This window comes from Xanthomonas sp. NCPPB 2632, from assembly GCF_041228075.2.
GTDB lineage: Bacteria > Pseudomonadota > Gammaproteobacteria > Xanthomonadales > Rhodanobacteraceae > Luteibacter.
In genome coordinates this window covers 3,747,786-3,770,160 of the sequence record NZ_CM192979.1, presented here as the reverse complement: position 1 = coordinate 3,770,160, position 22,375 = coordinate 3,747,786, and the positions used below count along the sequence as shown (strand labels likewise).

The window sequence follows — 22,375 nt, the reverse complement described above, 5'->3', positions numbered from 1 at the left end:
ACACGCAACCCCGTTTCTAAGGCTTCTGCCGCCGAAACGGAAACATCTGCTGCCGCACGAACCCTTCCGGCATGTAATCGCCCACCACGCCGTACTTCTCGGGAAACCGCTTCGTCGACTTCACCGCGGTGCCGAACAGGTAATCGATGAACGCGTAGTGCGCCGCGTAATTCCTGTCGATCGCCTCGTCGTCGGAAGCGTGGTGCCAGTGGTGAAAGTCGGGCGTCACGATCACGTACTTCAACGGCCCCCACGGCAGGTGCACGTTGGCATGGTTGAAGACGGCCTGGAAGCCGACGACGAGGATGTACGCGTTCATCACCGCCTCGCTGAATCCCAGCACGTAGAGCGGCGCCAGCACGCAGACGCGCGTGAACAGCAACTCCAGCATGTGCTGGCGAGATCCGGCCAGCCAGTCCATCGTCTTCACGCTGTGGTGCACCGCATGGAAACGCCAGAGGAACGGCACCTCGTGGTACGCGCGATGCGTGGCGTACTGGGCCAGGTCGGCCACCAGCACACACAGCAGCAGCTGCGGCACGAAGTGGATGCCGGCCACCATGCGCTGGAAGTCGCTTCCCGTCAGCCAGCCGAACCCGTGGTGGATCAGGAAGTTCACCACCAGCAGCGCCAGACCCACCAGGAAGTGGTTCACGGCGAAGTGCTTCATGTCGGTCTGCCACTCGAAGCGGAACACCGACTGCCCGCGATACAGCGGAAACAGCTTCTCGATCACCACGAACAGCAGCGTGGAGCCGAGCAGGTCGAGGATGAACCAGTCCAGGCCGATGTAAGGCGTGTGGTCGGGAAACGCACCGACCGGCACACGCGAGCCACCAAGTGCCACGGCGGCGATGACCAGCACGAAGGCGGCGATGTTGAGGTTGCGCCGCCGGCCCAGGATCACGTTGGCCAGCGACAGCCCGCCCGCGATCAGCAGGGCGCCCAGTAGCGCCTGGCGTAGCACGTCCACCGAATACCGGTGCCGCAGGTCCGGCGTGGTCAGGTACTGCGGGAAGTGGAAAGCGATGACCGCCAGCAGGCCGAGAAAACCGAGCGACAGCGCGATCGCGGTGCTGACCATGGCCTTGCGCGGGTCGAGGTGGCCGCTGCTATGCAACAGATCGCGTGTTTCGTCGACCACGGCTTCCGCGCGACGGACAGGCTCCGCCGCGACACGACGGACGAAGGCCCGTTTCTTTCCCCTGCTCATGGAGGCTCCGTTCCGGTGAGTTTGTATGAGCATCCTAGCATTCGAACGGGCTTGGGCCGGCCGTTGCGGGTCAATCGCTTACCTTACGACCTGGGCGCCACCGGCATACGTTTAGACGCCTTGTGAATAGTATCTCTGTTCGTTACTATCGAGCAACGTTACTAACATGATCATGTCGTTCGGCGACGCTGCGACTCGCGAGCTTTTTTCGACGGGCAAAGCCGGAAATGGAGTCATATGGCCAAGCCATCCATGCGCAGGCTTGCGATGCTCCATCGGGCCGAGTCGATCGAGCAACTGAGGGTTCCCCCCCTCCAATCGCCTCAAGCCGCTGCACGGCGACTACTCCGGATGGCACAGCATCCGGATCAACGACCAGTACCGGATCTGCTTTATCTGGCGCGACGGACATGCGCACGGCGTCATCATCGTCGACTATCACTGACAGGAACCCACGATGCGCGACATTCCCTATCCTCATCCGGGCGAGATCCTGCTCGAGGAGTTCCTCAAGCCCATGGGTATCTCGCAGTATCGCCTGGCCAAGGCGATCGGTGTTCCCGCCCCACGTATCGGCGAGATCGTCGCCGGACGGCGATCCATCACGGCCGACACCGGATTACGGCTGTCGCGTTATTTCGGCATGTCGGACTGGTTCTGGACCGGATTGCAAGCCGACTACGACCGGGAAATGACGCGGGACGCCCTGGCTCATGTCCTCGATGCCATCGTTCCCTGGGAGCAGACGAGCAAGGCAGGCCCCACCGAGCCGGTGGCGAACCGCCGCAAGACAGCCCCTGCGAAAAGGGTCTGCAGGGTTTAAGCTGACCCCATCCGGCCCCACCTGTGGGGTCTCCCCCATCGCTAACGGCGCCCCTTGATGGATTCCCTGATTTCCCTTGCCGAACGTCGCCTGCTGACTCCCGGCGGCCTCGCTTCCACCGACCTGGATCGCGTGTTTTCCCAGCTGATGGGGCCGTCGATCGACGCGGCGGACCTGTATTTCCAGCACTCGCGCAGCGAGTCGTGGGTGCTGGAGGAAGGCATCGTCAAGGACGGCAGCCATTCGATCGAACAGGGCGTAGGTGTACGCGCCATCTCGGGCGAGAAGACCGGCTTCTCCTATTCGGACGAGATCGTCTTGCCCCAGTTGCTCGAGGCCTCGCGCGCGGCGCGTGCCATCGCCCAGGGCGGCGCGGGTGCCGGCCGGCCGCTGGCGATCGCCACGGGCCGCGGCCTGTATCCGGCCATCGACCCGGTGGAAAGCCTGCCCAATGAAGAAAAGATCGCGCTGCTGCGCGAGGTCGACGCCTACGCACGCTCGCGCGATCCGCGGGTGAAGCAGGTGGTCGTCAGCCTGGCCGCCACGCTGGACACGGTATTGATCGCCGCTTCCGACGGCACGCTCGCGGCCGATGTGCGCCCGCTGGTGCGCCTCAACGTGCAGGTCATCGCGGAACAGGGCGGTCGTCGCGAGCAGGGTCACTCGGGCGGCGGCGGGCGCTATGGCTATCGTGAGCTGATCGAGAACGGTCGGGCGCATGCGTTCGCCGACGAAGCGGTACGCCAGGCCCTGGTCAACCTCGAGGCAGTTGATGCACCCGCAGGCAGCATGACCGTCGTGCTCGGGCCCGGCTGGCCGGGGGTGCTGTTGCACGAAGCCATCGGCCACGGCCTGGAGGGCGACTTCAATCGCAAGGGCAGTTCCGCGTTCACGGGCCGCATCGGCCAGCGTGTGGCGGCCGAGGGCGTCACCATCGTGGACGACGGCACGCTTCCGGGGCGTCGCGGTTCGCTCAGCATCGACGACGAGGGCACGCCGACCGAATGCACTACGCTGATCGAGAACGGCATCCTCAAGGGCTACATGCAGGACAAGCTCAACGCCCGCCTGATGGGCGTGAAGTCCACGGGTAACGGCCGCCGCGAATCGTTCGCGCAGCTCCCCATGCCGCGCATGACCAACACCTACATGCTCGCCGGCAATCGTGAGCCGGAAGAAATCATCCGCTCGGTGAAGCGCGGTCTGTACGCGGTGAACTTCGGCGGCGGGCAGGTCGACATCACCAACGGCAAGTTCGTGTTTTCCGCCAGTGAGGCCTACCTCATCGAGGACGGCAAGATCACGCGTCCGGTGAAGGGCGCCACGCTGGTCGGCTCCGGGCCGGAGGTGCTCACGCGTGTGTCCATGATCGGCAACGATCTGGCCCTGGACGAAGGCGTGGGCGTCTGCGGCAAGGACGGCCAGAGCGTGCCGGTCGGCGTGGGCCAGCCGACGCTGCGCGTGGATGGCATGACGGTGGGCGGTACGGCGGCCTGACATAAGGCCCGCCGTACCGCCCCTGCGTGGCGCGGCCGGTACACGGCGCGCCACGCAAAACACCGCATCACTCGGCAGCGTCGTCCTCGGAAGACGCTTCCAGCTCCTTCAGCAGGCGGTAGATCTCGCGGAACGCATGCAGCGGCTTGTTCGCCTCGCGTTCGCTGCGCGCCTGCCGGACGATGGAACGCACATGCTGGCGGTCGAGGTGGGGATGCGTGTCGAACAGCTCGCCCAGGGCCTCGTCGCCCCCGGTAAGCAGTTTTTCGCGGGCCGCTTCCAACCGATGCATGTGGGCCGCTTCCTGGCGCTGCCGGTCTCGGTCCTCGCCCAGGGCGGCGCGTGCGTCGACGAACGCCTCATCACCGTGGCGGCGCATCTGCTTCGCCAGATAGGCCAGCTGCCGCTTGCGCGCGATGTGCGCGGTGATCTTCCGCGTGCGGCCGATCTCGTCGACGATGTCTTCGGGCAGCTTCAGCTTGAGAATGCGGCTGGGCGGCAGGTCCATCAGCTGGCCGGCCAGCTTCAGCATGTCGAGTGCGTTGCGGCGTAGCTCGCTGCGGCTGGGACCGAAATCTTCTTCGTCTTCCGCGTCCGGCTTCGGACGATCGTCATGGGTCCTCATGCCGGTGTCTCCTGGCTGGTGAGCGGATCGATGGCATCGCGTTCGAAAGCGAAACGGGGTTGGTCGCGGCCTTCATGCTGCACCGTTTCGGCGAACATGGCAGCCGGGCGTACCCACAGGCCGTGCTCGCCATAGAGGGCCTGATAGACGACCAGTTCTTCCATCGTCTCGCTGTGCCGGGCAGTGCCCAGCACGCGGTAGGGCATGCCCTTGAAGTGACGGTAATAGCCGACACGGATGCTCATAACGGTTCCATGGCACCATGCACGGTGCGCTGCGTTGCTTTTGATCGGGTGACGCGACCCCCATTAACGATGGGTTGGCCGCGCGCGGCCCGTCATTCTAACCCAGCCCTTCGGGAAGCCCCACGTGAGCCTCGTTTCGACACGCGACAGCAGCCAGCAGGATCTCGACCGCCTCGCCACCCTGGCCGAGGACACCATCCGACGCGCCCGCGCCGCCGGTGCCAGCCAGGCGGAGGTGTCCGCCAGCATCGACGTAGGCCTCAACGTCAACGTTCGCCTGGGCGAGGTGGAGACCGTCGAGCACACGCGTGACCGCGGGTTTTCGCTCACCGTCTACGTCGGGCAGCGCAAGGGCTCGGCCAGCACGGCCGACCTCCAGCCCGAATCGATCCAGGCCACGATCGACCAGGCGTGCGCCATCGCCCGGTTCACCGAGGAAGACCCGGCCTCGGGCCTGGCTGAGGCCGGACGCATGGCCACGGTGTTTCCTGATCTCGATCTGTGGCACCCCTGGGACCTGGACGTCGATGCGGCCATCGCCCTGGGTCAGGCCGTCGAGGATGGCGGTCGCAGCGTGCCCGGCATCACCAATTCCGACGGTTCCAGCGTCAATACCGGGCAGAGCCTGTCCGTCTACGCCAACTCGCATGGCTTCGTCGGGCGCGAACGCGGCACCCGCCATTCGTTGTCGGTCGCGTTGATCGCGGGCGAAGACGATGGCATGCAGCGCGACTACTGGTACGACAGTGCCCGGCGCGCGCAGGACTTCACCGATCCCGCCGAGATCGGTCGCAAGGCGGCGGAGCGGACGCTTTCGCGGTTGAACGCGCGTCGCCTGGGTACCCGGCAGGCACCGGTGCTGTTCGCCCCGGAAGTGGCGCGCGGCTTGCTGGGTCACCTGCTGGGTGCCGTCAGCGGCGGCTCGCTGTATCGCCGCTCCAGCTTCCTGCTCGACCATGCGGGCAAGCAGATCCTGCCGTCCTGGTTCCGCATCGATGAGAAACCGCTCATTCCGCGCGGGCTGGCGTCGTCGGTGTTCGATGCCGAAGGCGTGGCCACCGTCGATTCGTCGCTGGTCGTGGACGGCGTGCTCCAGCGTTACATCCTGGGCAGTTATTCGGCACGCAAGCTCGGCCTGCAATCCACCGGCAATGCCGGCGGTGTGCACAACCTCGTGGTCGCCACCGGTGGCGACGACTTCGCGGGCATGCTGCGCAAGCTCGGCACCGGGCTGCTCGTCACCGAGGTGATGGGGCAGGGCGTGTCGATCGTCACGGGCGATTACTCGCGCGGGGCGTCCGGCTTCTGGGTGGAGAACGGCGAGATCGCCTACCCGGTCGAGGAGATCACCATCGCCGCCAACCTGCGCGACATGTATGCCAACCTGGTGGCCGTGGGCGCGGACGTGGATCGTCGCTCCCACGTATTGACCGGATCGTGGCTGGTCGAAACCATGACCATCGCGGGCGAGTAGGGTCGCTTCGCAGGCAGGGTGGTTCGCAACACCCTGCCGTAAGTCTGCTTGACAGGGTCCCGGCGCTCTCCGACAGTGCAGTCGACACTTCACGGAGCAGCGCCATGAGTACGCCTTCCGATCAGATACCGCCGTCAACCCCGCCGCCGCCATCCCCGCCTCCCTACGAGCCGCCGCCGTACGACCGGGAACCCACCGTGGCGTCGAGCAGCAACGACGACAAGAACCTGGCGATGCTCACGCATCTGTCGGGCCTCATCCTCAGCATCATCGTCCCGCTGGTGGTGTGGCTCATCAACAAGGATCGTGCCGACAAGGCCTACCTCGTCGCCGAGTCGAAAGAAGCCCTGAACTTCCAGATCACCGTGCTCATCGGCTACGTGATCTGCTGGATACTGACGATCATCCTCATCGGCGCGTTCCTGCACGTGGCGCTGTGGATTCTCAACATCGTCTTCTGCATCGTGGCCGCGGTGAAGGTCAGCCAGACCGGCACCTACCGCTACCCCTTCGCACTGCGCCTGGTCAGCTGACCGCTGGCCCTCCGTGAGCTCCTACCCCTTGGGGGGTAGGAGCGCACGCACGTGCGCGAACCCTCACCGTCGCTACGGCGAAAGAGGCCATACATCACGTACGTGTTGGCTGTCCCGGCCGCCAAACGAAGGCATCGTTGTTGCTGCATTCGGCTTCATTCGATTTAGCAAACGATGAGGGTTCGCCCACATCGTGGGCTCCTACCCTTCGGGTCCAGCGTGGTCGCGGGTGGTGGGGTGCTCGGCCCGATCAATGCCCGCGGTGCGCGGAATAGCGGGCCAGCTCGGCGAGCCACTCGCCGCGGGGGCCCAGGGGCGCGATGGCGTCCAGGGCGTCGTTCACCAGCGTGGTCAGGCGGGCGCGCGAGGCGTCCAGGCCGATGATCGACGGGAAGGTGGGTTTGTCCGCGGCGGCGTCCTTGCCGGCGGTCTTGCCGATGATCGCCGACTCGCCTTCGATGTCGAGGATGTCGTCGCGTACCTGGAAGGCGAGGCCCACGGCGTGGCCGTAACGGTCCAGCCGTTCCAGTACGGCGGCGTCCCGGCAGCTGGCCGCCAATGCGCCCAGACGGACGGACGCGCGGATCAGTGCGCCGGTCTTGTAGGCGTGCATGCGCTCCAGTTCCTCGAGCGAAAGCTTCACGCCGACGGCCGAGAGATCGAAGGCCTGGCCGCCCGCCATGCCCTCGGCGCCGCAGGCGGCCCCCAGCGTACGCAGCATGGCGATGCGTGCGGACGCATCGTCGTCGGCCGCATGGGGCGTGGACAGTAGCTCGAAGGCCAATGCCTGCAGGGCGTCGCCCGCCAGGATCGCCATGGCCTCGCCGAACGCGATGTGGCAGGTGGGACGGCCGCGGCGCAGGTCGTCGTCGTCCATCGCCGGCAGGTCGTCGTGCACCAGCGAATACGCGTGGATGATTTCCACGGCGCACGCGGGCGCGTCGAGGATGCCGTCGTCACAGCCCAGCGCATGGCCGGCGGCGTAGACCAGTAGCGGACGCAGGCGTTTGCCGCCACCGAGCACGGCATAACGCATGGCGCGATGCAGTTCGACGGGAGCGAGGTCGGCGGCCGGCAACGCGCGCGCGAGCGCGTCGTCGGCACGGCCGGCCAGCGCCTTCAGCGGCGCGGGCAGGTCAGTCGATGCGGGAATCAAAGGGTTCGGACGTTTCGGGAGTGGCGGGATCGAGCAGCAGGCGCACGCGCAGTTCGGCCTGTTCCAGCGCCGTCTGGCAGTGCCGGTAGAGGCCGATGCCGCGTTCGAAGGACTTCAGCGACTCGTCCAGACTGAGCTCGCCACCTTCCATGCGGGTGACCAGTTGCTCGAGCTCGTCCAGGGAATGCTCGAACTCGGCGATCGAGGAGGTGGCAACGGCGGGAACGGACGACTTCGGCATGGCCGCAAAACTAGCTCACATGGCCGTCTGGATCAATCTCGGCCGATGTCGCCCACGGCATAAAGTAGGGCAATCACGCAACTTGGCGTCAGTGTTCCAAGCGTAAGCGCGGGCAGTGGCTGGCAGCCCGCGGGGGCCGTGGTTGAATTCCCCTCGTGGATCCGGATTGCGACGGCCAGGGGTATGCCGCCGTCTTGCGCCAGGCGGACACCGGCATCGGCCAGATCGTGGTGCTACCCCGCAATCCGGGTGCCGCCGGCGGTCATGAGGCCACGTACGTCACCCAGTTCCGCGTGACCTCGGACGGCAACGCGCCGGTCACCCTGCATTACCGCGCGCGCTTCATCGACGCGACGTGTCGGTGAGCGTGCGCGACCGCACGTAACAGGCGTTGCCTCAGGCCCCGGTGTCCTCGTCCCACACCGGGGCACCACCGGCCTCGTCGAAAAGCCGTCGGCCCTGCTCGCTGATCCAGCGGGTGCCGACGGCCACGAGGTCACGGTCGGCCCATAGCAGCGGCGTGCGTGGTCGCCGCCAGGGCGGTACGGCTCCCTGCTGGAACAGGTCGCGAAGCTCGCGGGTGTGACGATCGCCCTGCGGCCGCAGGGTTTCACCGCCGGCGCGGTAGCGCACCTGCAGCGGCTGGGCCAGTCGCCTCCCGTCCAGCGTGAGACGGCCACCACCGGGCAGCACCAGCGGCTCGCCATGCCAGGAGGCCGACCATTCCGGGTCGAACGCCGACAACCGGCGCATGGCCCAAAGGCGGCCTCGCCATACCCGCACCTCGGTATCGCGCCAGCCCACCAGGGGCAGCCGTTCGGCGCCGCCTTCGTGGATCTGCCGCTCCAGTTGCTCGCGTTGCGCCGTCGTCGGCGCGGACAGCCCGCGGGTGTGCAGCCAGTGTTCCAGCGAAGGCGCCCGCCACGCGAGGGGAAGCGCGAGCCAGCCGCGGGCGTCCAGCGTGCCCTCGCCCCGGTCCAGGCCGGTCAGGGCGTCCATCCACGCATCGCGCAGGGTGTCGGCGGCGGCCAGGCACAGTCGTGCGCTGTGGGCGATGCTGGTCGCGGCCTGCGGCCAGCGCGCGAGCAGCGCCGGCACCACCGTGGCGCGAAGGTAACCGCGTGCAATCAGCGGGTCGTCGTTGGACGGGTCGTGCAGCGTGGCCAGCGCGTGCGCGGACACGTGCTCCAGCAGGACCGCCCGGGGCAGGTCGAGCAAGGGCCGCCAGAGCATGCCGGCACCCAGTGGACGCAGGCTGCGCATGCCGGCCAGGCCTTCGGGTCCCGCCCCGCGCAGCAGCTTCAGAAGTACGGTCTCGACCTGGTCGTCCCGATGATGGGCAAGCACCATGCGCTCGCCGGGGCGCAGCGATGCGGCGAACGCGGCGTGCCTCGCCCGCCGCGCGGCGGCTTCGATGCCCTCGCCCTGGCTGAGGTCCACCGTGACACGGGCCACCTCGACCGGCACGCCGAGCGCATCGCCGGTGCGGCGGCAATGCGACGCCCAAGCGCCGCTGTCGGCGTGCAGTCCATGATCGACGTGGAGGGCACGCAGGGCCGGACGCGGCGTACAGTGGGCCAGGGCATGCAGCAGGGCGGTGGAGTCGGGACCGCCGCTGTAGGCGACGACCAGCGGCACGTCGTGGTCGCTATCGAGCGCCAGCGCGAGGTGATCGGCCAGGGTGCGGCTCATGGCGCGCACCCCGGCCGGACCGCGCGGGCATCACCCTTCGGTGAAGGCACCATATCCGCGCAGGCGCTTGTAGCGATGCTCGAGCAGGGTTTCGACCGGCAGGCCTTGAAGGGCATCGAGTTCGTTGAGCAGCACGGCCTTCAGGCGCACCGCCATGGCCTGCGGGTTGCGGTGCGCGCCGCCGAGCGGCTCGCGCACCACCTTGTCGATCAGCCCGTTCTCGAGCAGGCGCGGGGCGGTGAGGCCCATGACCTCGGCGGCATCCTTGGCCTTGTCGGCGCTTTTCCACAGGATGGAGGCGCAACCCTCGGGCGTGATCACCGAATAGGTGGAGTACTGCAGCATGAGCGTGCGGTCGCCCACGCCGATGGCCAGTGCGCCGCCGGAACCGCCTTCGCCGGTGACGGTGCAGATGATGGGCACGCGCAACTCGGCCATTTCCAGCAGGTTGCGGGCGATGGCTTCCGACTGGCCGCGCTCTTCCGCGTTGATGCCCGGCCAGGCGCCGGCCGTGTCGATGAAGGTGAGCACGGGGATATCGAATCGCTCGGCCATCTTGAACAGGCGCAACGCCTTGCGGTAGCCCTCGGGGCGCGGCATGCCGAAGTTGCGCTTGACCTTGGACTTGGTATCGCGCCCCTTCTGGTGGCCGACGATCATGACCGAGCGGCCGTTGATGCGGGCGAGGCCACCCACGATGGCCTGGTCGTCCGCGAACATGCGGTCGCCCTTGAGCTCGTGGAACTCCTCGCACATGGCCTGGATGTAATCGAGGGTGTACGGGCGCGCCGGGTGGCGCGACACCTGGCTGACCTGCCATGGCGTGAGGTTGCGGAAGATCTCGGCGGTCTTGATCTTCAGCTTCTCGCGCAGGCGGCCCACTTCCTCGTCGATGTTGAACGCCTGGCCGCTGCTGGCGTGCCGAAGTTCTTCGATCTTCGCTTCCAGCTCGGCAATGGGTTGTTCGAAATCAAGGAAGTTGGGATTCATGAATACGGAGCATCCGGACAGGACCGCTGATTATACCCAGTGCCGGGCCGGGGCGTGTGCGCACGGGTATGGATGGGCTGGCGCTTCGGATCTGGCCTAAATGTCTGTAGGCGCAAGGGGCTACTCGCCCAGTCCTGGCCTTTCTCACTGTCGGCTCTGCTTCAATCGCCCTGCGGACGGCGTAGTCCGCGGCATGCCTGTCGTTTCGGTATTCGTCGAAGACGTGGAGGCAGTCCCTTACTTGGAAAGGATTCTCCCATGCATACATGCTTCCCCCTGCGTCGGCTAGCCGTGGTCGCCGCTTTCCTCCCCCTCGCCGCGGTCGGACGCGACGCGTTCGACGTGCCGGCGTGCGACGCACCGCTGCCCCCCAACGCCTACGTGCCCGCCTGCCTGGTACCGGTACCCAACGGTGACTTCCGGGGCATCGATGCGCCGCGGGGGTCCGAGACGGGCAAGCACTGGCACCCGTGGGAACCCACCTTCACGTGGGTGGGCCTGCCGCGCGAGCTGCACGACGCGGTCGAGCATCTCAAGCCCTGGCATTTCGTCGGTGACGGCCGTCCCGCTTATCGCGACGAGATCCACGGCAAGCCTGGCATGGTGCTGACGCCGAAGCAGGGCGCGATCTACCAGTGGCTTCCGGTCAAGGCATTCGACGGCACTCAGGGGCATGAGGTGGCCTATTCGGTGCGAGTCACGTATGCGCCCCATGCCACCCGATCCGGTGGGCGGATCGTCGGCCCGATCGAGGGGCCGGTGGCCATGGCGTTGACCCTGGTCGCTGCCGATACCGCCGCGGAACGCGTGCCGCAGGTTTTCCATGACCGGCAGGTGGCCTCGGAATACCAGTCGGCTACCTACACCGCCACGCTGACCGTGCCGGCGAACACGTCGTTCGACCAGTTGGGTGTATCGATCGAGGCGGAAGGCGACGTGCCGCTGGTGGTGGAGAAGGTGGAGCTGCTCGAGAAGACGAGCTTCATGTTCGACGACTGAGCGGGCACGGCGAGGTCGCGCCCCACGGAAACCATGCGCGGCCGTCCGTCAGTCCGACGGTCGCACGAGGCGCAGCTCCGTGCCCAGCACGCCCGGCAGCGCGCGCAGCGTGCGGACCAGGTCGGGCAGGGCGCGCACCCGCCACGCTTCGCCCAGTTCGAAGCTGGCCTGGCCCTCCGCATTGCGGTAGCCGGCCAGCATCAGCGGAGTGCGCCCGCCGCGGTAGCCCATCAGCGCCTGGCGCAGGTGCTGGTTGAATTCCGGCCCCACCCCGTTGAGTTTGAGCGTGAGCAGCCGGCCGAAATGCTCCATGGCGTCGGACAGCGCATAGGCCTTGCGGGCACGCAGCTGGTAGCCGCCGGCGAAGTCGTCGATGCGCAGGCCGCCCTCGACCACGATCATGCTGCCGCGGGTGAGCAGGGAGGCCGCATCGGTGAACACCTCGCGGAAGAAGCTGGTTTCCAGCATGCCGGTGGCGTCTTCGATCTGCACGAAGGCGTCGCTCTCGCCGCGCTTGCGCATGCCGACCACCATCCCGGCGACCACCCAGGGCGTATCCGGCCCGCGGCGGAAGCGATTGGCGTTCTCGTCGTCGTCGTTGCGGCGCGGTTTGGGTGGCTGGTAGCGCTGGGGAATCTCGCCGATGGGGCAGCTGCCCAGCTGGGCCAGCTCCGCCTTCCACGGGTCGGTGGGGTGGCCCGAGAGGTAATGGCCGAGGGTGTCGTGCTCGCCCTGCAGCAGCTGTTCCAGCGGCCACTCCGGCACAGAGCCGGACAGTTCGATGATGCTGGGCGCCTCGGCCGCGCCGAACGCGTTGCCGAAGATGTCGACCTGGCCGGAAGCGCGGTTTTTCGCTTCCTGGTCGGCGGCGCGCATGGCCTCGGGAATGTGCTTGACCAGGGTGGCCCGGTTTTCGCCCAGGGCATCCAGCGCGCCGGACTGCACCAGGGCTTCCATCGTGCGCTTGTTGAGCTTGTTGGAGCCGACCCGCTGGCAGAAATCGACCAGGCCGCGGAACGGCCCCTTCGCCCGGCGCTCGGCGACGATCTCCTCGCAGATGCCCTGGCCCACGCCTTTGATGGCGCCCAGGCCGTAGCGGACCACGCGCGGCTCGACGGCCTCGAACATCCAGTCGGAGGCGTTCACGTCGGGCGGCAGCACCTGGATGCCGATGGCGCGTGTCTCGTCGAGGAAGGTCACCGCCTTCTCGGTGTTGTCCATGTCCGAGGAGATGGTCGCGGCCATGAACTCGGCCGGGTAGTGCGCCTTCAGCCAGGCGGTCTGGTAGGAGACCAGCGCGTAGGCGGCGGCATGCGACTTGTTGAAGCCGTAGCCCGCGAATTTTTCCATGAGGTCGAAGATCGCGTCGGCCTTGTGGCCCTCGATCCCGTCCTTGGCCGCACCGTCGCGGAACGTCGCGCGGTGCTTGACCATCTCCTCGGCTTTTTTCTTGCCCATGGCGCGGCGAAGCAGGTCGGCGCCGCCGAGCGTGTAACCGCCGACGATCTGCGCCATCTGCATCACCTGCTCCTGATAGACCATGATGCCGTAGGTCTCTTTCAGGATGGGCTCGACGCGCGGATCGGGGTAATCCACCGATTCGCGCCCGTGCTTGCGCGCGCAGAAGCTGGGGATGAGATCCATCGGGCCGGGCCGGTACAGCGCCACCAGCGCGATGATGTCTTCGAAACGGTCGGCCTGCGCGTCCTTGAGCATGCCCTGCATGCCGCGCGACTCCAGCTGGAACACCGCGACCGTCTGCGCCTTCTTCAGCAGGTCGTAGACCTTCGGGTCGTCCAGCGGGAGCGACTCGATCACCAGCGGCTCGGTGCCTTCCTTTGCACGGCGCTTGTTGATGGCCTTCACGGCCCAGTCGATGATGGTGAGCGTACGTAGGCCCAGGAAGTCGAACTTGACCAGGCCCACCGCCTCCACGTCGTCCTTGTCGTACTGCGTGACGACGCCTTCGCCGCTGGCTTCGCAATACAGCGGGGCGAAGTCGGTCAGCGGCGTGGGTGCGATCACCACGCCACCGGCGTGCTTGCCGGCGTTACGGGTGAGGCCTTCGAGGCTGAGTGCCAGGTCGATCAGCTGGCGCGGTTCTTCTTCCTGCTCGTACACATCGCAGAACTCCCTGACGATGCGGTCGGGCTCTTTCTTCGATTTTTCCGTGCGGCCGAGCGCATCGCCCAGGGTGAGATCCAGCGGGCGGTTGGGGATCAGCTTGGCTAGGCGATCCACCTGGCCGTAGCCCATGCCCAGCACGCGGCCGGAATCGCGCAGCACGGCCTTGGCCGCCATCGAGCCGTAGGTGATGATCTGGCTGACGTGGTCGCGGCCGTACTTGCGCGAGACGTAGTCGATCACCTCGTCGCGGCGGTCCATGCAGAAGTCGATGTCGAAGTCGGGCATCGACACGCGCTCGGGGTTGAGGAAGCGCTCGAACAGCAGCTCGAACTGGAGCGGGTCCAGGTCGGTGATCTTCAGCACCCAGGCCACCAGCGAGCCCGCACCGGAACCGCGACCCGGGCCCACGGGAATGCCGTTGTCCTTCGCCCAGCCGATGAAGTCGGCCACGATCAGGAAGTAGCCGGGGAAGCCCATGCCGATGATGACGTCGACTTCGCGGTCCAGTCGCGCCTGGTAGTCCTCGCGCGTCTTGCCGGCCGCCAGCGGATGCTGCTCGAGTCGTTCGTCCAGCCCCTTCTGCGCCTGCGCGCGGATGAAGGTGTCGAGCGTATGGCCCTCGGGCACGGGAAAGTCGGGCAGGTAGTACGTGCCGAATTCCAGGACCAGGTTGCAGCGCTTGACCAGCTCGATGGTGTTCTGGAGCGCTTCGGGGATGTCGGCGAACAAGGCTTCCATGTCGTCGGGCGACTTGAAGTATTGCTCTTCGCTATAGTCCTTGGGCCGTTTCGGATCGGCCAGCACGCGGCCCTGGTTGATGCAGGTGCGCGCCTCGTGCGAGTCGAAGCCCTCGCGCTCCAGGAAGCGCACGTCGTTGCTGGCGAGCACCGGCAGTTCGTGGTCGCCGGCCAGCTTCATGGCGGCGCGTACCCAGTTCTCTTCGTTCTCGCGACCCGTTCGGGTCAGCTCGAGGTAGAGACGATCGGGAAACAGGCGTTGCAGGAAAGCCAGGCGCAGCGTGGCGGCGGGCAGCCCGGCGGTCAGCGCCACCCGCGCGACGTCGCTTTCGCGGCCGGCGATGGCGATCAGGCCGCGCACGCTTTCCGGGTGCATCCAGGCGGCATCGACCAGGGCGCGGCCCGTGCCCTGGCCTTCGCGCCAGGCGCGGGAGACCAGCCGTGAAAGGTTGAGGTAGCCGTCGCGATCCTGGCAGATCAGGGTGAGCCGCCAGGGACGCGGATCGTCGGGGCTGGATATCCATACGTCGCAGCCGGCGATCGGCTTGACGCCGGCGGCCATGCACTGCTTGTAGAACTTCACCAGCCCGAACATGTTGTTCTCGTCCGTCAGCGCGACGGCGGGCATGCCCGTGCGTACGCAGGCCGCGACCAGCTGCTTGATGCGGATGGTCGAGTCGACCAGCGAATATTCGCTGTGCAGGTGCAGATGGGCGAAACGGACGGACATGGGCGGCGCCGGGTGATGCAGAGGGAAGGCTAACCGGGACAGGGGGTTGGGACAAGAATTGACTTTCACCCAGGGCGCCGGAAACGGCGCCCTGGGGCGGCTGGCGGCTTTACGTCGGCCTGGCGTCCGGGCCTGCGCTGCCTTCAGCGCATATGGGCTTCCGGGTGCTCGATGAACCAGAGGCCCGCGAACAGCTTGGCGTCGATGGAGAAGCCTTCCTTCGCGCGGTCGAACAGCCACTTGCCGGCCTCGGCGCGCGGTACTTCGTGCACGATGATGTTTTCCGTCTCGTCGCCGCCGCCCTTGCCGACCCGTTCCAGGTCCCAGGCGCGGGCGAAGGCGATCATCTCGGTGCTCATGCCCGCCGACGACGGGCCGTCGTGCACGAACTCGATACGACCGCACGCATAGCCGGTTTCTTCTTCCAGTTCACGCCGGGCGGCCAGCAGCACGTCCTCGTCCTCGGCGCCGGCCAGGTCGCCGACCAGGCCCGCCGGCATCTCGATGGTGTTCTTCAGGATCGACACGCGGTACTGCTCGACGAACACCACCTTGTCGTCCGGCGTGACCGCGAGAATGATCACGGCGCCGCCCGGGTTGTTCCGTTCGGCGTACTCCCAGCGCCCGCGCCGCTTCAGGGTCAGCCACTTCGCCTTGTGCAGGACTTCCTCCGGCTCGCTGGCGTCGGCGGGAACGGGCGAGGCATGGGGCAGCGGGCTGGTCGGCATGGCGGGCTCCTTGGATGGGCAGGTGACTATCCGGCCAAGGGTATATCGGCGAGGTGACGTTAGCGATGGAGCTAGATCAGCGCCCGCAGGCGCGAACGTGTCAGCGGCCCGAAGCGCAGGCGCTCGCAGAGCTCGTCGAGGGTGTCGGCCTCGCCCCGGCGCCGGCTCAGCGCATCCGCGGTTTCCGCCACTGCGATATCCAGGGCGATGCGGGTCAGCCGGCGGCACAGCAGGGCCTGGTCGGCGTGCTCGCGCAGGCGCACGGCGCAGGCGGCCGCGCCGCGGAAGCGCAGGTAGGGCACCTCGTCGACACGATCGAGGATGGCGTCCAGGCTGCCGAAATGAGCGAGCAGGGCGGCGGCGGTTTTCGCGCCGATGCCCGGCACGCCGGGAATGTTGTCCACGGCGTCGCCGCACAGGGCGAGGTAATCGGCCACCTGGTGCGGATGCACGCCCAGCTTGTCGAACACGCCGGTGGGACCCCAGCGCAGGTTCTTGGCGAAGTCCCATTGCTCGTCGTGTTCGCCCAGCAGCTGGCCGAAATCCTTGTCGGCCGACACGATGACGCCGCGGAACCCGTGCGAACGCAGGCCCCACAGCGCGCTGCCGATCAGGTCGTCGGCCTCGTACTGGTGGTCGTTCAGCACGGTGAGGCCCAGTGCGGCCGAGACCTCGCGGCACAGCCCGAACTGGCGCACCAGCTGCGGCGGCGGCAGATCGCGGTTGGCCTTGTAAGCGGGATAGATGGCGTTGCGGAACGAGGTGGTCAGCGACGCATCGAAAGCCACGGCGATGTGCTCCGCGCGGCTGCGTTCGAGCAGTTCGCAGAGGAACCGGGTGAAGCCGTGCACTGCGTTGACCGATTCGCCCTCGTGGTCGTGGAACTCGTCCGGCATGGAATGCCATGCACGGAAGACGTACAGGCTGCCGTCGACCAGGTGGACGAGCGAATCGGAACTCACGGCGACCACACGCTCACGATGTCGTCGTACGACGGACGGTCGCGCTCGGGGGCATCCATCGTGGGCGTGCCGACGTGGATGAAGCCGACGACGTGCTCGTTCTTCTTCATGCCCAGCAGCCTGGCTACATCGCGATCGTACGCCGCCCAGCCGGTCAGCCACTGTGCGCCGAAGCCCAGCGCCTGGGCGCCGAGCAGGATGTTGTAGGCGACGCAGCCGGCGGTGAGGTCCTGTTCCAGTTCGGGCACCTTGCTGTCGGTGTCGATGCGGGCGGACACCACGAGCACCAGCGGCGCGAACTCGTAACGGCGCCGTTCCTTTTCCTGCTTGGCGTCGGAGAGGTCGGGGTTGGCATCCAGGGCCAGCTTCGCCAGCTTGCGGCCGAAGGCGAGCTTGTCCTCGCCACGCAGCACGCGAATGCGGAAGGGCTCGAGCTTGCCGTGGTCCGGCACACGGATGGCGGCCTCGAGGAGGCGTCGCAGCGTGGCGTCGTCGGGGGCGGGTTCACCGAGCTGGCGCGAGGGCACCGAGCGGCGGTCGTTGAGGCTAGCCAGGGTAGGGTCGGTCATGGCACCAGTTTAACGGAGCGCGGTCTCGCCTGGCGCGACGGCCTTCGCCGGCGCCTTGCTCAGTTCCCCGGGGGCGGGGGCGGACGGTGATCATCATCCGGGCCATCGTGGCCGCCCGGCCCCCCTGGACCACCGTGGGGCGGGGGCGGCGGCACGATGTCGTTCGGTCCGATCCGGTCCACCGCGTCGCGGCGCTGCTCGGGTGTGAGGTTGCGCCACTTGTCGATCAGCGCGCGGCGCTGGTCGGGGGACAGGTTGTTGAACCGCTCGAAGGCGTCGTGCAGGCGCGCGCGCTGCTCCGGTGACAGGTCCTGGAATTTCTGCTGGTTCTTGCGCGCCTCGGCGCGCTCCTCGGGCGTCATGTGCTGCCAGCGCTCGATGCGATCGCGGATCTGCGCACGACGGTCGGCAGGCAGGCCGCGCCAGCGCTGCGCTTTCTCCAGCATCCGCGACTGGCGCTGCGGCGGGAAGGTATCCCAGTCGCGGGCCAGCGGGGCGAGGATGTCCTTTTCGTCCGCGGACAAGGCGCTCCACGGCCGCGGCGGGGGCAGCGGCGCCGTATCGCCCGGCGGCGGAGGGTCCTGCTGCGCGGTGGCCGCGAGGGGCGCGGCGCCGACGACGAGAAGGGCGAGCACGAACGAGAGGCGGCGCATGGCGGTCACTTGCGGGACGAAGACGAGGGGGCGTCGTTGTAGGCGAGCCAGCTGTAGAACTGCATGTCCTTGTACAGCGCGGGATCGGCGATGTCGGCATCCGGGGGCAGGTCGTTGGGCGCCGCGTCGCGCGACGCGGCCACGGCGCTGTCGGTCGGCGCGACGCGTGGCTGCGGCTGCCAGATCATCAGCGAGGCGAGTGCCACCACGGCGAAAGCGCCGGCGGGCAGCAGCAGGCGACGTGTCACCGAGGGCCGCGGGTCGGCCAGGGCCGTTCGGCGTGCCGCGCGCAGCCGGGCCGCCGTGGACGGGTCCACATCGCGGCTGGCGCGCAGGTAGAGCTCCCGGGCGCGACGTTCGAGGGATCGATCGTGCAGGCTCATCGCCATGCCTCCAGTTGGTCGCGCAGCGCATGCATCGCGCGCGAAAGGTGGGTTTTCACGCTTCCGTCCGAGCAGCCCATCGCCGCGGCCGTCTCGGCCACGTCCAGGCCTTCCAGGATGCGCAGCGTGAACGCTTCGCGCTGGCGGCGGGGCAACCCGCGCACGGCGGTCACGATGTCGCCATAGGCCTGCGTATCCTGCAGTCGGGCCGAGGGGTCCGGTGCGTCGTCCGCCGGTTCCCACTGGGGCAGTTCGTCGCCGTCGTCGTCCCGACCGCCACCGATCCAGCCGACGACGATCGAGCGCACCTTTCGGCGGCGCTGCAGGTCGACGATCCGGCGGCGCAGGATGCCCCAGAACAGGGGTGTCCACTCGCCCGCGGGCTTGGCCGAATAATGGCGGACCAGGCTGAGCATGGCGTCCTGTACCGCGTCCATGGCATCGTCGCGGTTGCCCAGGTGAATCTCCGCCATGCGCCAGGCACGACGTTCGATACCGGCGAGGAACGCGTCCATGCTGGCCGGCACCTCGCGGACATCCGCCAGCGATGCGCCGTCGAGGGCGAGCGAAGCGTTCACGGGCTTCTCCGCGTCGTCTTTGTTCGCATCCTCGTGCTCCATACCGCTAGGTTCACTCCGGTAAACGCGGTCATCGACCGCCGGTTGACGGTCGTCCACCGCGGGATAGTCGCCGTCGGTGGATTTACCGCCTATGAAAGCCGGCGGCGACGTTCGATCCGTCGTTGCAGCGGCCACGCGGTCAGCGCGGCCAGCAGTGCGCCGGCCAGGTAGAGCGCCAGTTGCCCCGGCCCCTGGGCGAGGCGGCCCAGGGCCAGCAGCATGCCCGGACCCGCATCGGCGATGGCCTGGCCGAAGCCGATGCCCATCATGCCGGAGATGGTGGCGGCGACGACCAGGCACGACGTGTACACCGCCGCCAGCAGGGTGGCACCCGCGGCGAGCAGTGCGCCGGCCAGGCCACGAACATGCAGCCAGCGTCGCACCACCACGCCCAGCAGCCAGCCCACGGGCAGGACCAGGGCCGGCAGTGCCCGACCGAACATCATGGAAGGCAGCATCCACACCGCGCCGGCAGCCAGGCCGAACATGGCGGAGCAGAGCGCGCCGAAGAGGAATCCGCCCATACCCGGACGCTCAGCCGGCATGGATTGGGGTCGTGTCGCGCATGGCATCCAGGATGGGCAAAAGGAAGTCATCATAGCCGGGCAAGCCGTCGCTCGCTCTTGAGCCCCGCCTCCGGCGCCCCGACCTATGCGGGTGGATGCCTACCTTCGCCTTGCGCGGCGGCGCATAATCGACGACTTTGCGGCCGCGGCGCGGCCTTCACAGGACAGCAATGAGCGGCTTCAGCCTCAGCAGCGAACCCTTCACCCTCGAGCGCGACTGCCAGGCGGTCATGGTGCCGCAGGGCGAGACGGTGACGCTCCCCGCCGGGCAGATCGGCTACATCACCCAGGCCCTGGGCGGCAGCTTCACCGTTTATGTCGAAGGCAACCTGTTCCGCATCGCGGGCGGCGACGCCGACGCGCTCGGCAAGGAACCGCCGCGCCCGATCGAACTGGAAGACGGTGCCACCGACGAGGACGTGGAAAAGCTGGTGTGGCAGCAGCTGCGCACGTGTTTCGATCCGGAAATCCCCATCAACGTGGTCGAACTCGGGCTGGTGTACGACGTCAGCCTCGAATCGGGCGACGAGGGTGTCCGGCGCGCGTACGTGAAGATGACGCTGACCGCTCCCGGTTGCGGCATGGGCGACATCCTGGTCGACGACGTACGGACCAAGCTCGAGCTGATTCCCACGATCGCCGAGGCCGACGTGGACCTGGTGTTCGATCCGCCGTGGAACCACTCGATGATGTCGGATGCGGCGAAGCTCGAAACCGGCATGCTCTGACCTTCGCCCCTCCTCCTGCCTGCCGACGCCCTAGGGAAATCCCTAGGTAGTCGTTCGCGATATCTTGCGCTAGGTTGGCAAGGACTTTCGGTTGGGGGACCGAAGGTCGCGAAATAAAACGGGCATCGCGCTACGGCGCGTATTCATATCGTTCGGAATGTGGTCCTCACGGCTGCAATGGCCTCGTGCGGCCCATTCCTGGAGGAGGAACGTAATGGCAAGTCATGTTCGCTTGAAACTCCTGGTGGCATCCCTCGGGATCGCCGCTACCTCGGTCGCATCGGCCGCCACGGAACAGGCACTTCGCGCCCAGAGCCTGGGTGCGGTACCGGCCAACCAGCTGGCCGCCCGGCTCGGGTTGTCCGCCGACAACGGGTTCGTCGCCAAGGCGGCACTGCCGACGGCGAAGGGCACGCAGACCGTCCGCATGCAGCAGACCTTCAAGGGTGTGCCGGTCTACGGTCGCAGCATCGCGGTGGAGCAGGACGGGCAGGGCAATGCCCTGGTCGCCAACGGCGAGGTCACGTCCGACCTGCAGGTCGACATCGCGTCGGTCGCGCCGCGCATCGACGGCACGCGTGCCGTCGCGCTGCTCAGCAAGCAGGCCCCGTCGCTGGCCGGCGTGGCCAGTGTCCAGCCGGAAAACGCCAAGGCCGACCTGTACATCTACCCGGGTGACGGTGCGCCCGCGCGGCTGGTCTACCTCACCTCGTTCTTCTCCGGCGGCGAGCATCCCACCCGTCCCACCGCGCTGATCGATGCCAACACCGGCGAGATCATCCAGCAGTGGGAAGGCCTTGCCTACGCCGAGATCGACGCCACGGGCCCGGGCGGCAACCAGAAGACCGGCCAGTACACCTGGGGCGCCGGCGGCAAGCCGGCCCTGCGCGTGACCCAGTCGGGAACGACCTGTACGGCGCAGAACGCCTACGTGAAGTCGTACAACATGAAGAAGGCGACCTCCGGCAGCGGCACGCTGTGGAGCTTCACCTGCAGCGCGGGTTCCAGCGGTGACGCGGTGAACGGTGCCTATGGCCCGATCAACGACGCCCACCATTTCGGTGGCGTGGTGCACGACATGTACACCTCGTACACCGGCGCGGCGCCGCTGAACCAGGTGCTGATCATGAAGGTGCACTACGGCAACGCGTACGAGAACGCGTTCTGGGACGGCAGCTCGATGACCTTCGGTGACGGCGCCAGCACGTTCTATCCGCTGGTGGCCCTGGACGTGACCTCGCACGAAATCAGTCACGGCTACACCGAGCAGCACTCCAACCTCGCGTACAGCGGCCAGTCGGGCGGCATGAACGAGGCGTACTCCGACATCGCCGGTGAGGCGGCGGAGTTCTACGACCGCGGCACGAACGACTTCCTGGTCGGTGCCGACATCGTCAAGACCAGCGCGGGTATCGGCAATGCGCTGCGTTACATGTGCACACCGTCGCAGGACGGCGGGTCCATCGACAATGCGTCCCAATACACCAGCGGCCTCGACGTGCATTACTCCTCGGGTGTGTACAACAAGGCGTTCTGCCTGCTGGCCAAGACCAGCGGCTGGGGCACGGTCAAGGCGTTCAAGGTGTTCGCTCGCGCCAACGCCCTGTACTGGACGGCCAGCTCCACGTTCAACAGCGGCGCCTGCGGTGTCGCCAGCGCGGCGACCGACCTGGGCTACACCGCAGCCGATGTCGCCACGGCCTTCAACGGCGTGGGCGTCACCTGCTCGACGGGCGGCGGTGGCAACACCGGTGGCACCGCCCTGCAGAACGGCGTGGCCAAGACCGGCCTGGCCGGTAGCGCGGGCACGGAACTGAGCTACACGGTGGTGGTGGCCGCGGGTGCGTCCAACCTCAACATCGTGACCAGCGGCGGCTCCGGCGATGCGGACCTGTACGTGAAGTTCGGTTCCGCGCCGACCACGTCCAGCTACAACTGCCGTCCGTACGTGTCGGGCAACAACGAGACCTGCACCTTCGCCGCGCCCCAGGCGGGCACGTACTACGTGAAGGTTCGCGGTTACTCGACGTTCTCCGGCATTTCGCTGAAGGCGACGTGGACGCCGTAAGTACCGACTGATCGGC

General features: G+C 67.4%; 23 protein-coding genes and 1 pseudogene. 9 read left to right on the top strand and 15 right to left on the bottom strand.

The genetic code is table 11. The features are described from left to right. Positions 1–16: 16 nt before the first annotated feature. Positions 17–1,213 (bottom strand): sterol desaturase family protein, encoded by a 1,197-nt coding sequence (locus AB8808_RS16085; protein ID WP_036140279.1) that lies wholly within the window; start codon positions 1,211–1,213, stop codon positions 17–19. Positions 1,214–1,544: 331 nt separating this feature from the next. Between AB8808_RS16085 and AB8808_RS16080 the strand changes: the two genes are divergently transcribed. The 3 genes and pseudogenes from AB8808_RS16080 (at position 1,545) to tldD (ending at position 3,533) form a co-directional block, all read left to right on the top strand. Then, positions 1,545–1,658 carry a type II toxin-antitoxin system RelE/ParE family toxin gene (locus tag AB8808_RS16080; protein WP_369931278.1) on the top strand — a complete coding sequence of 38 codons (114 nt, stop codon included), beginning with the start codon at positions 1,545–1,547 and terminating at the stop codon, positions 1,656–1,658. Between the two features lie 12 nt (positions 1,659–1,670). Then, positions 1,671–1,922, top strand: a pseudogene (locus tag AB8808_RS16075) (HigA family addiction module antitoxin); the annotation flags it as partial. Between the two features lie 171 nt (positions 1,923–2,093). Beyond that, positions 2,094–3,533: a metalloprotease TldD gene (gene tldD, locus AB8808_RS16070; protein ID WP_036140281.1), complete on the top strand. Its 1,440-nt coding sequence runs from the start codon at positions 2,094–2,096 to the stop codon at positions 3,531–3,533. Between the two features lie 67 nt (positions 3,534–3,600). Here the strand turns inward: tldD and yjgA are convergent, their stop codons facing one another. Together yjgA and AB8808_RS16060 are read right to left on the bottom strand one after the other, a co-directional pair. Then, entirely contained in the window at positions 3,601–4,158 is a 558-nt protein-coding gene (gene yjgA, locus AB8808_RS16065) for a ribosome biogenesis factor YjgA (protein WP_369930621.1), read from the bottom strand. Beyond that, positions 4,155–4,403 carry a DUF1653 domain-containing protein gene (locus tag AB8808_RS16060; RefSeq protein WP_369930620.1) on the bottom strand — a complete coding sequence of 83 codons (249 nt, stop codon included), beginning with the start codon at positions 4,401–4,403 and terminating at the stop codon, positions 4,155–4,157. The genes yjgA and AB8808_RS16060 overlap by 4 nt, the downstream gene beginning before the upstream one ends. A 124-nt stretch (positions 4,404–4,527) precedes the next feature. On the opposite strand from AB8808_RS16060, the gene pmbA reads away from it, so the two are divergent. Together pmbA and AB8808_RS16050 are read left to right on the top strand one after the other, a co-directional pair. Further along, positions 4,528–5,877, top strand: a complete 1,350-nt coding sequence (gene pmbA, locus AB8808_RS16055; RefSeq protein WP_369930619.1) for a metalloprotease PmbA — start codon at positions 4,528–4,530, stop codon at positions 5,875–5,877. A gap of 104 nt (positions 5,878–5,981) precedes the next feature. Beyond that, positions 5,982–6,410: a DUF4870 domain-containing protein gene (locus tag AB8808_RS16050; protein WP_369930618.1), complete on the top strand. Its 429-nt coding sequence runs from the start codon at positions 5,982–5,984 to the stop codon at positions 6,408–6,410. 250 nt (positions 6,411–6,660) lie between these two features. Here AB8808_RS16050 and ispA read toward each other — a convergent pair whose 3' ends face one another. Together ispA and AB8808_RS16040 are read right to left on the bottom strand one after the other, a co-directional pair. Next, a complete protein-coding gene (gene ispA / locus AB8808_RS16045; protein ID WP_369931277.1) occupies positions 6,661–7,563 on the bottom strand; it encodes a (2E,6E)-farnesyl diphosphate synthase in 903 nt (300 codons plus the stop codon). Further along, positions 7,547–7,807 (bottom strand): exodeoxyribonuclease VII small subunit, encoded by a 261-nt coding sequence (locus tag AB8808_RS16040; protein ID WP_369930617.1) that lies wholly within the window; start codon positions 7,805–7,807, stop codon positions 7,547–7,549. The genes ispA and AB8808_RS16040 overlap by 17 nt, the downstream gene beginning before the upstream one ends. 155 nt (positions 7,808–7,962) lie before the next feature. On the opposite strand from AB8808_RS16040, the gene AB8808_RS16035 reads away from it, so the two are divergent. Further along, positions 7,963–8,172 (top strand): hypothetical protein, encoded by a 210-nt coding sequence (locus AB8808_RS16035; protein WP_369930616.1) that lies wholly within the window; start codon positions 7,963–7,965, stop codon positions 8,170–8,172. 31 nt (positions 8,173–8,203) lie between these two features. On the opposite strand, the gene tilS is transcribed toward AB8808_RS16035, so the two are convergent. Then, on the bottom strand, positions 8,204–9,499 hold the full coding sequence (gene tilS / locus AB8808_RS16030; RefSeq protein ID WP_369930615.1) for a tRNA lysidine(34) synthetase TilS: 1,296 nt from the start codon (positions 9,497–9,499) through the stop codon (positions 8,204–8,206). 30 nt (positions 9,500–9,529) lie between these two features. Then, entirely contained in the window at positions 9,530–10,489 is a 960-nt protein-coding gene (locus tag AB8808_RS16025) for an acetyl-CoA carboxylase carboxyltransferase subunit alpha (protein ID WP_369930614.1), read from the bottom strand. Between the two features lie 258 nt (positions 10,490–10,747). Between AB8808_RS16025 and AB8808_RS16020 the strand changes: the two genes are divergently transcribed. Beyond that, on the top strand, positions 10,748–11,488 hold the full coding sequence (locus tag AB8808_RS16020; protein ID WP_369930613.1) for a hypothetical protein: 741 nt from the start codon (positions 10,748–10,750) through the stop codon (positions 11,486–11,488). A 48-nt stretch (positions 11,489–11,536) separates the two neighbouring features. Here the strand turns inward: AB8808_RS16020 and dnaE are convergent, their stop codons facing one another. The 8 genes from dnaE to AB8808_RS15980 form a co-directional block, all read right to left on the bottom strand. Further along, positions 11,537–15,082 (bottom strand): DNA polymerase III subunit alpha, encoded by a 3,546-nt coding sequence (gene dnaE, locus AB8808_RS16015; protein WP_369930612.1) that lies wholly within the window; start codon positions 15,080–15,082, stop codon positions 11,537–11,539. 143 nt (positions 15,083–15,225) lie between these two features. Next, entirely contained in the window at positions 15,226–15,810 is a 585-nt protein-coding gene (locus tag AB8808_RS16010) for an NUDIX hydrolase (protein WP_285404402.1), read from the bottom strand. A 71-nt stretch (positions 15,811–15,881) separates the two neighbouring features. Next, the gene (locus AB8808_RS16005; RefSeq protein WP_354517356.1) at positions 15,882–16,706 is read right to left on the bottom strand and encodes a 5'-3' exonuclease; all 825 of its coding nucleotides are present in this window, start codon (positions 16,704–16,706) and stop codon (positions 15,882–15,884) included. 62 nt (positions 16,707–16,768) lie between these two features. Beyond that, on the bottom strand, positions 16,769–17,341 hold the full coding sequence (locus AB8808_RS16000) for a nitroreductase family protein (RefSeq protein ID WP_369930611.1): 573 nt from the start codon (positions 17,339–17,341) through the stop codon (positions 16,769–16,771). 59 nt (positions 17,342–17,400) lie between these two features. Then, positions 17,401–17,994, bottom strand: a complete 594-nt coding sequence (locus AB8808_RS15995; RefSeq protein ID WP_369930610.1) for a DUF3106 domain-containing protein — start codon at positions 17,992–17,994, stop codon at positions 17,401–17,403. 5 nt (positions 17,995–17,999) lie between these two features. Then, the gene (locus tag AB8808_RS15990) at positions 18,000–18,377 is read right to left on the bottom strand and encodes a hypothetical protein (protein ID WP_369930609.1); all 378 of its coding nucleotides are present in this window, start codon (positions 18,375–18,377) and stop codon (positions 18,000–18,002) included. Next, positions 18,374–18,892: an RNA polymerase sigma factor gene (locus AB8808_RS15985; protein ID WP_369931276.1), complete on the bottom strand. Its 519-nt coding sequence runs from the start codon at positions 18,890–18,892 to the stop codon at positions 18,374–18,376. Before AB8808_RS15985 ends, AB8808_RS15990 begins: the two co-directional genes overlap by 4 nt. A 194-nt stretch (positions 18,893–19,086) precedes the next feature. Further along, the gene (locus tag AB8808_RS15980; RefSeq protein ID WP_369930608.1) at positions 19,087–19,542 is read right to left on the bottom strand and encodes a hypothetical protein; all 456 of its coding nucleotides are present in this window, start codon (positions 19,540–19,542) and stop codon (positions 19,087–19,089) included. 191 nt (positions 19,543–19,733) lie between these two features. Between AB8808_RS15980 and sufT the strand changes: the two genes are divergently transcribed. Continuing rightward, positions 19,734–20,291 carry a putative Fe-S cluster assembly protein SufT gene (gene sufT / locus AB8808_RS15975; RefSeq protein ID WP_036140313.1) on the top strand — a complete coding sequence of 186 codons (558 nt, stop codon included), beginning with the start codon at positions 19,734–19,736 and terminating at the stop codon, positions 20,289–20,291. Positions 20,292–20,505: 214 nt separating this feature from the next. Continuing rightward, a complete protein-coding gene (locus AB8808_RS15970; RefSeq protein WP_369930607.1) occupies positions 20,506–22,359 on the top strand; it encodes a M4 family metallopeptidase in 1,854 nt (617 codons plus the stop codon). Positions 22,360–22,375: the final 16 nt, after the last annotated feature.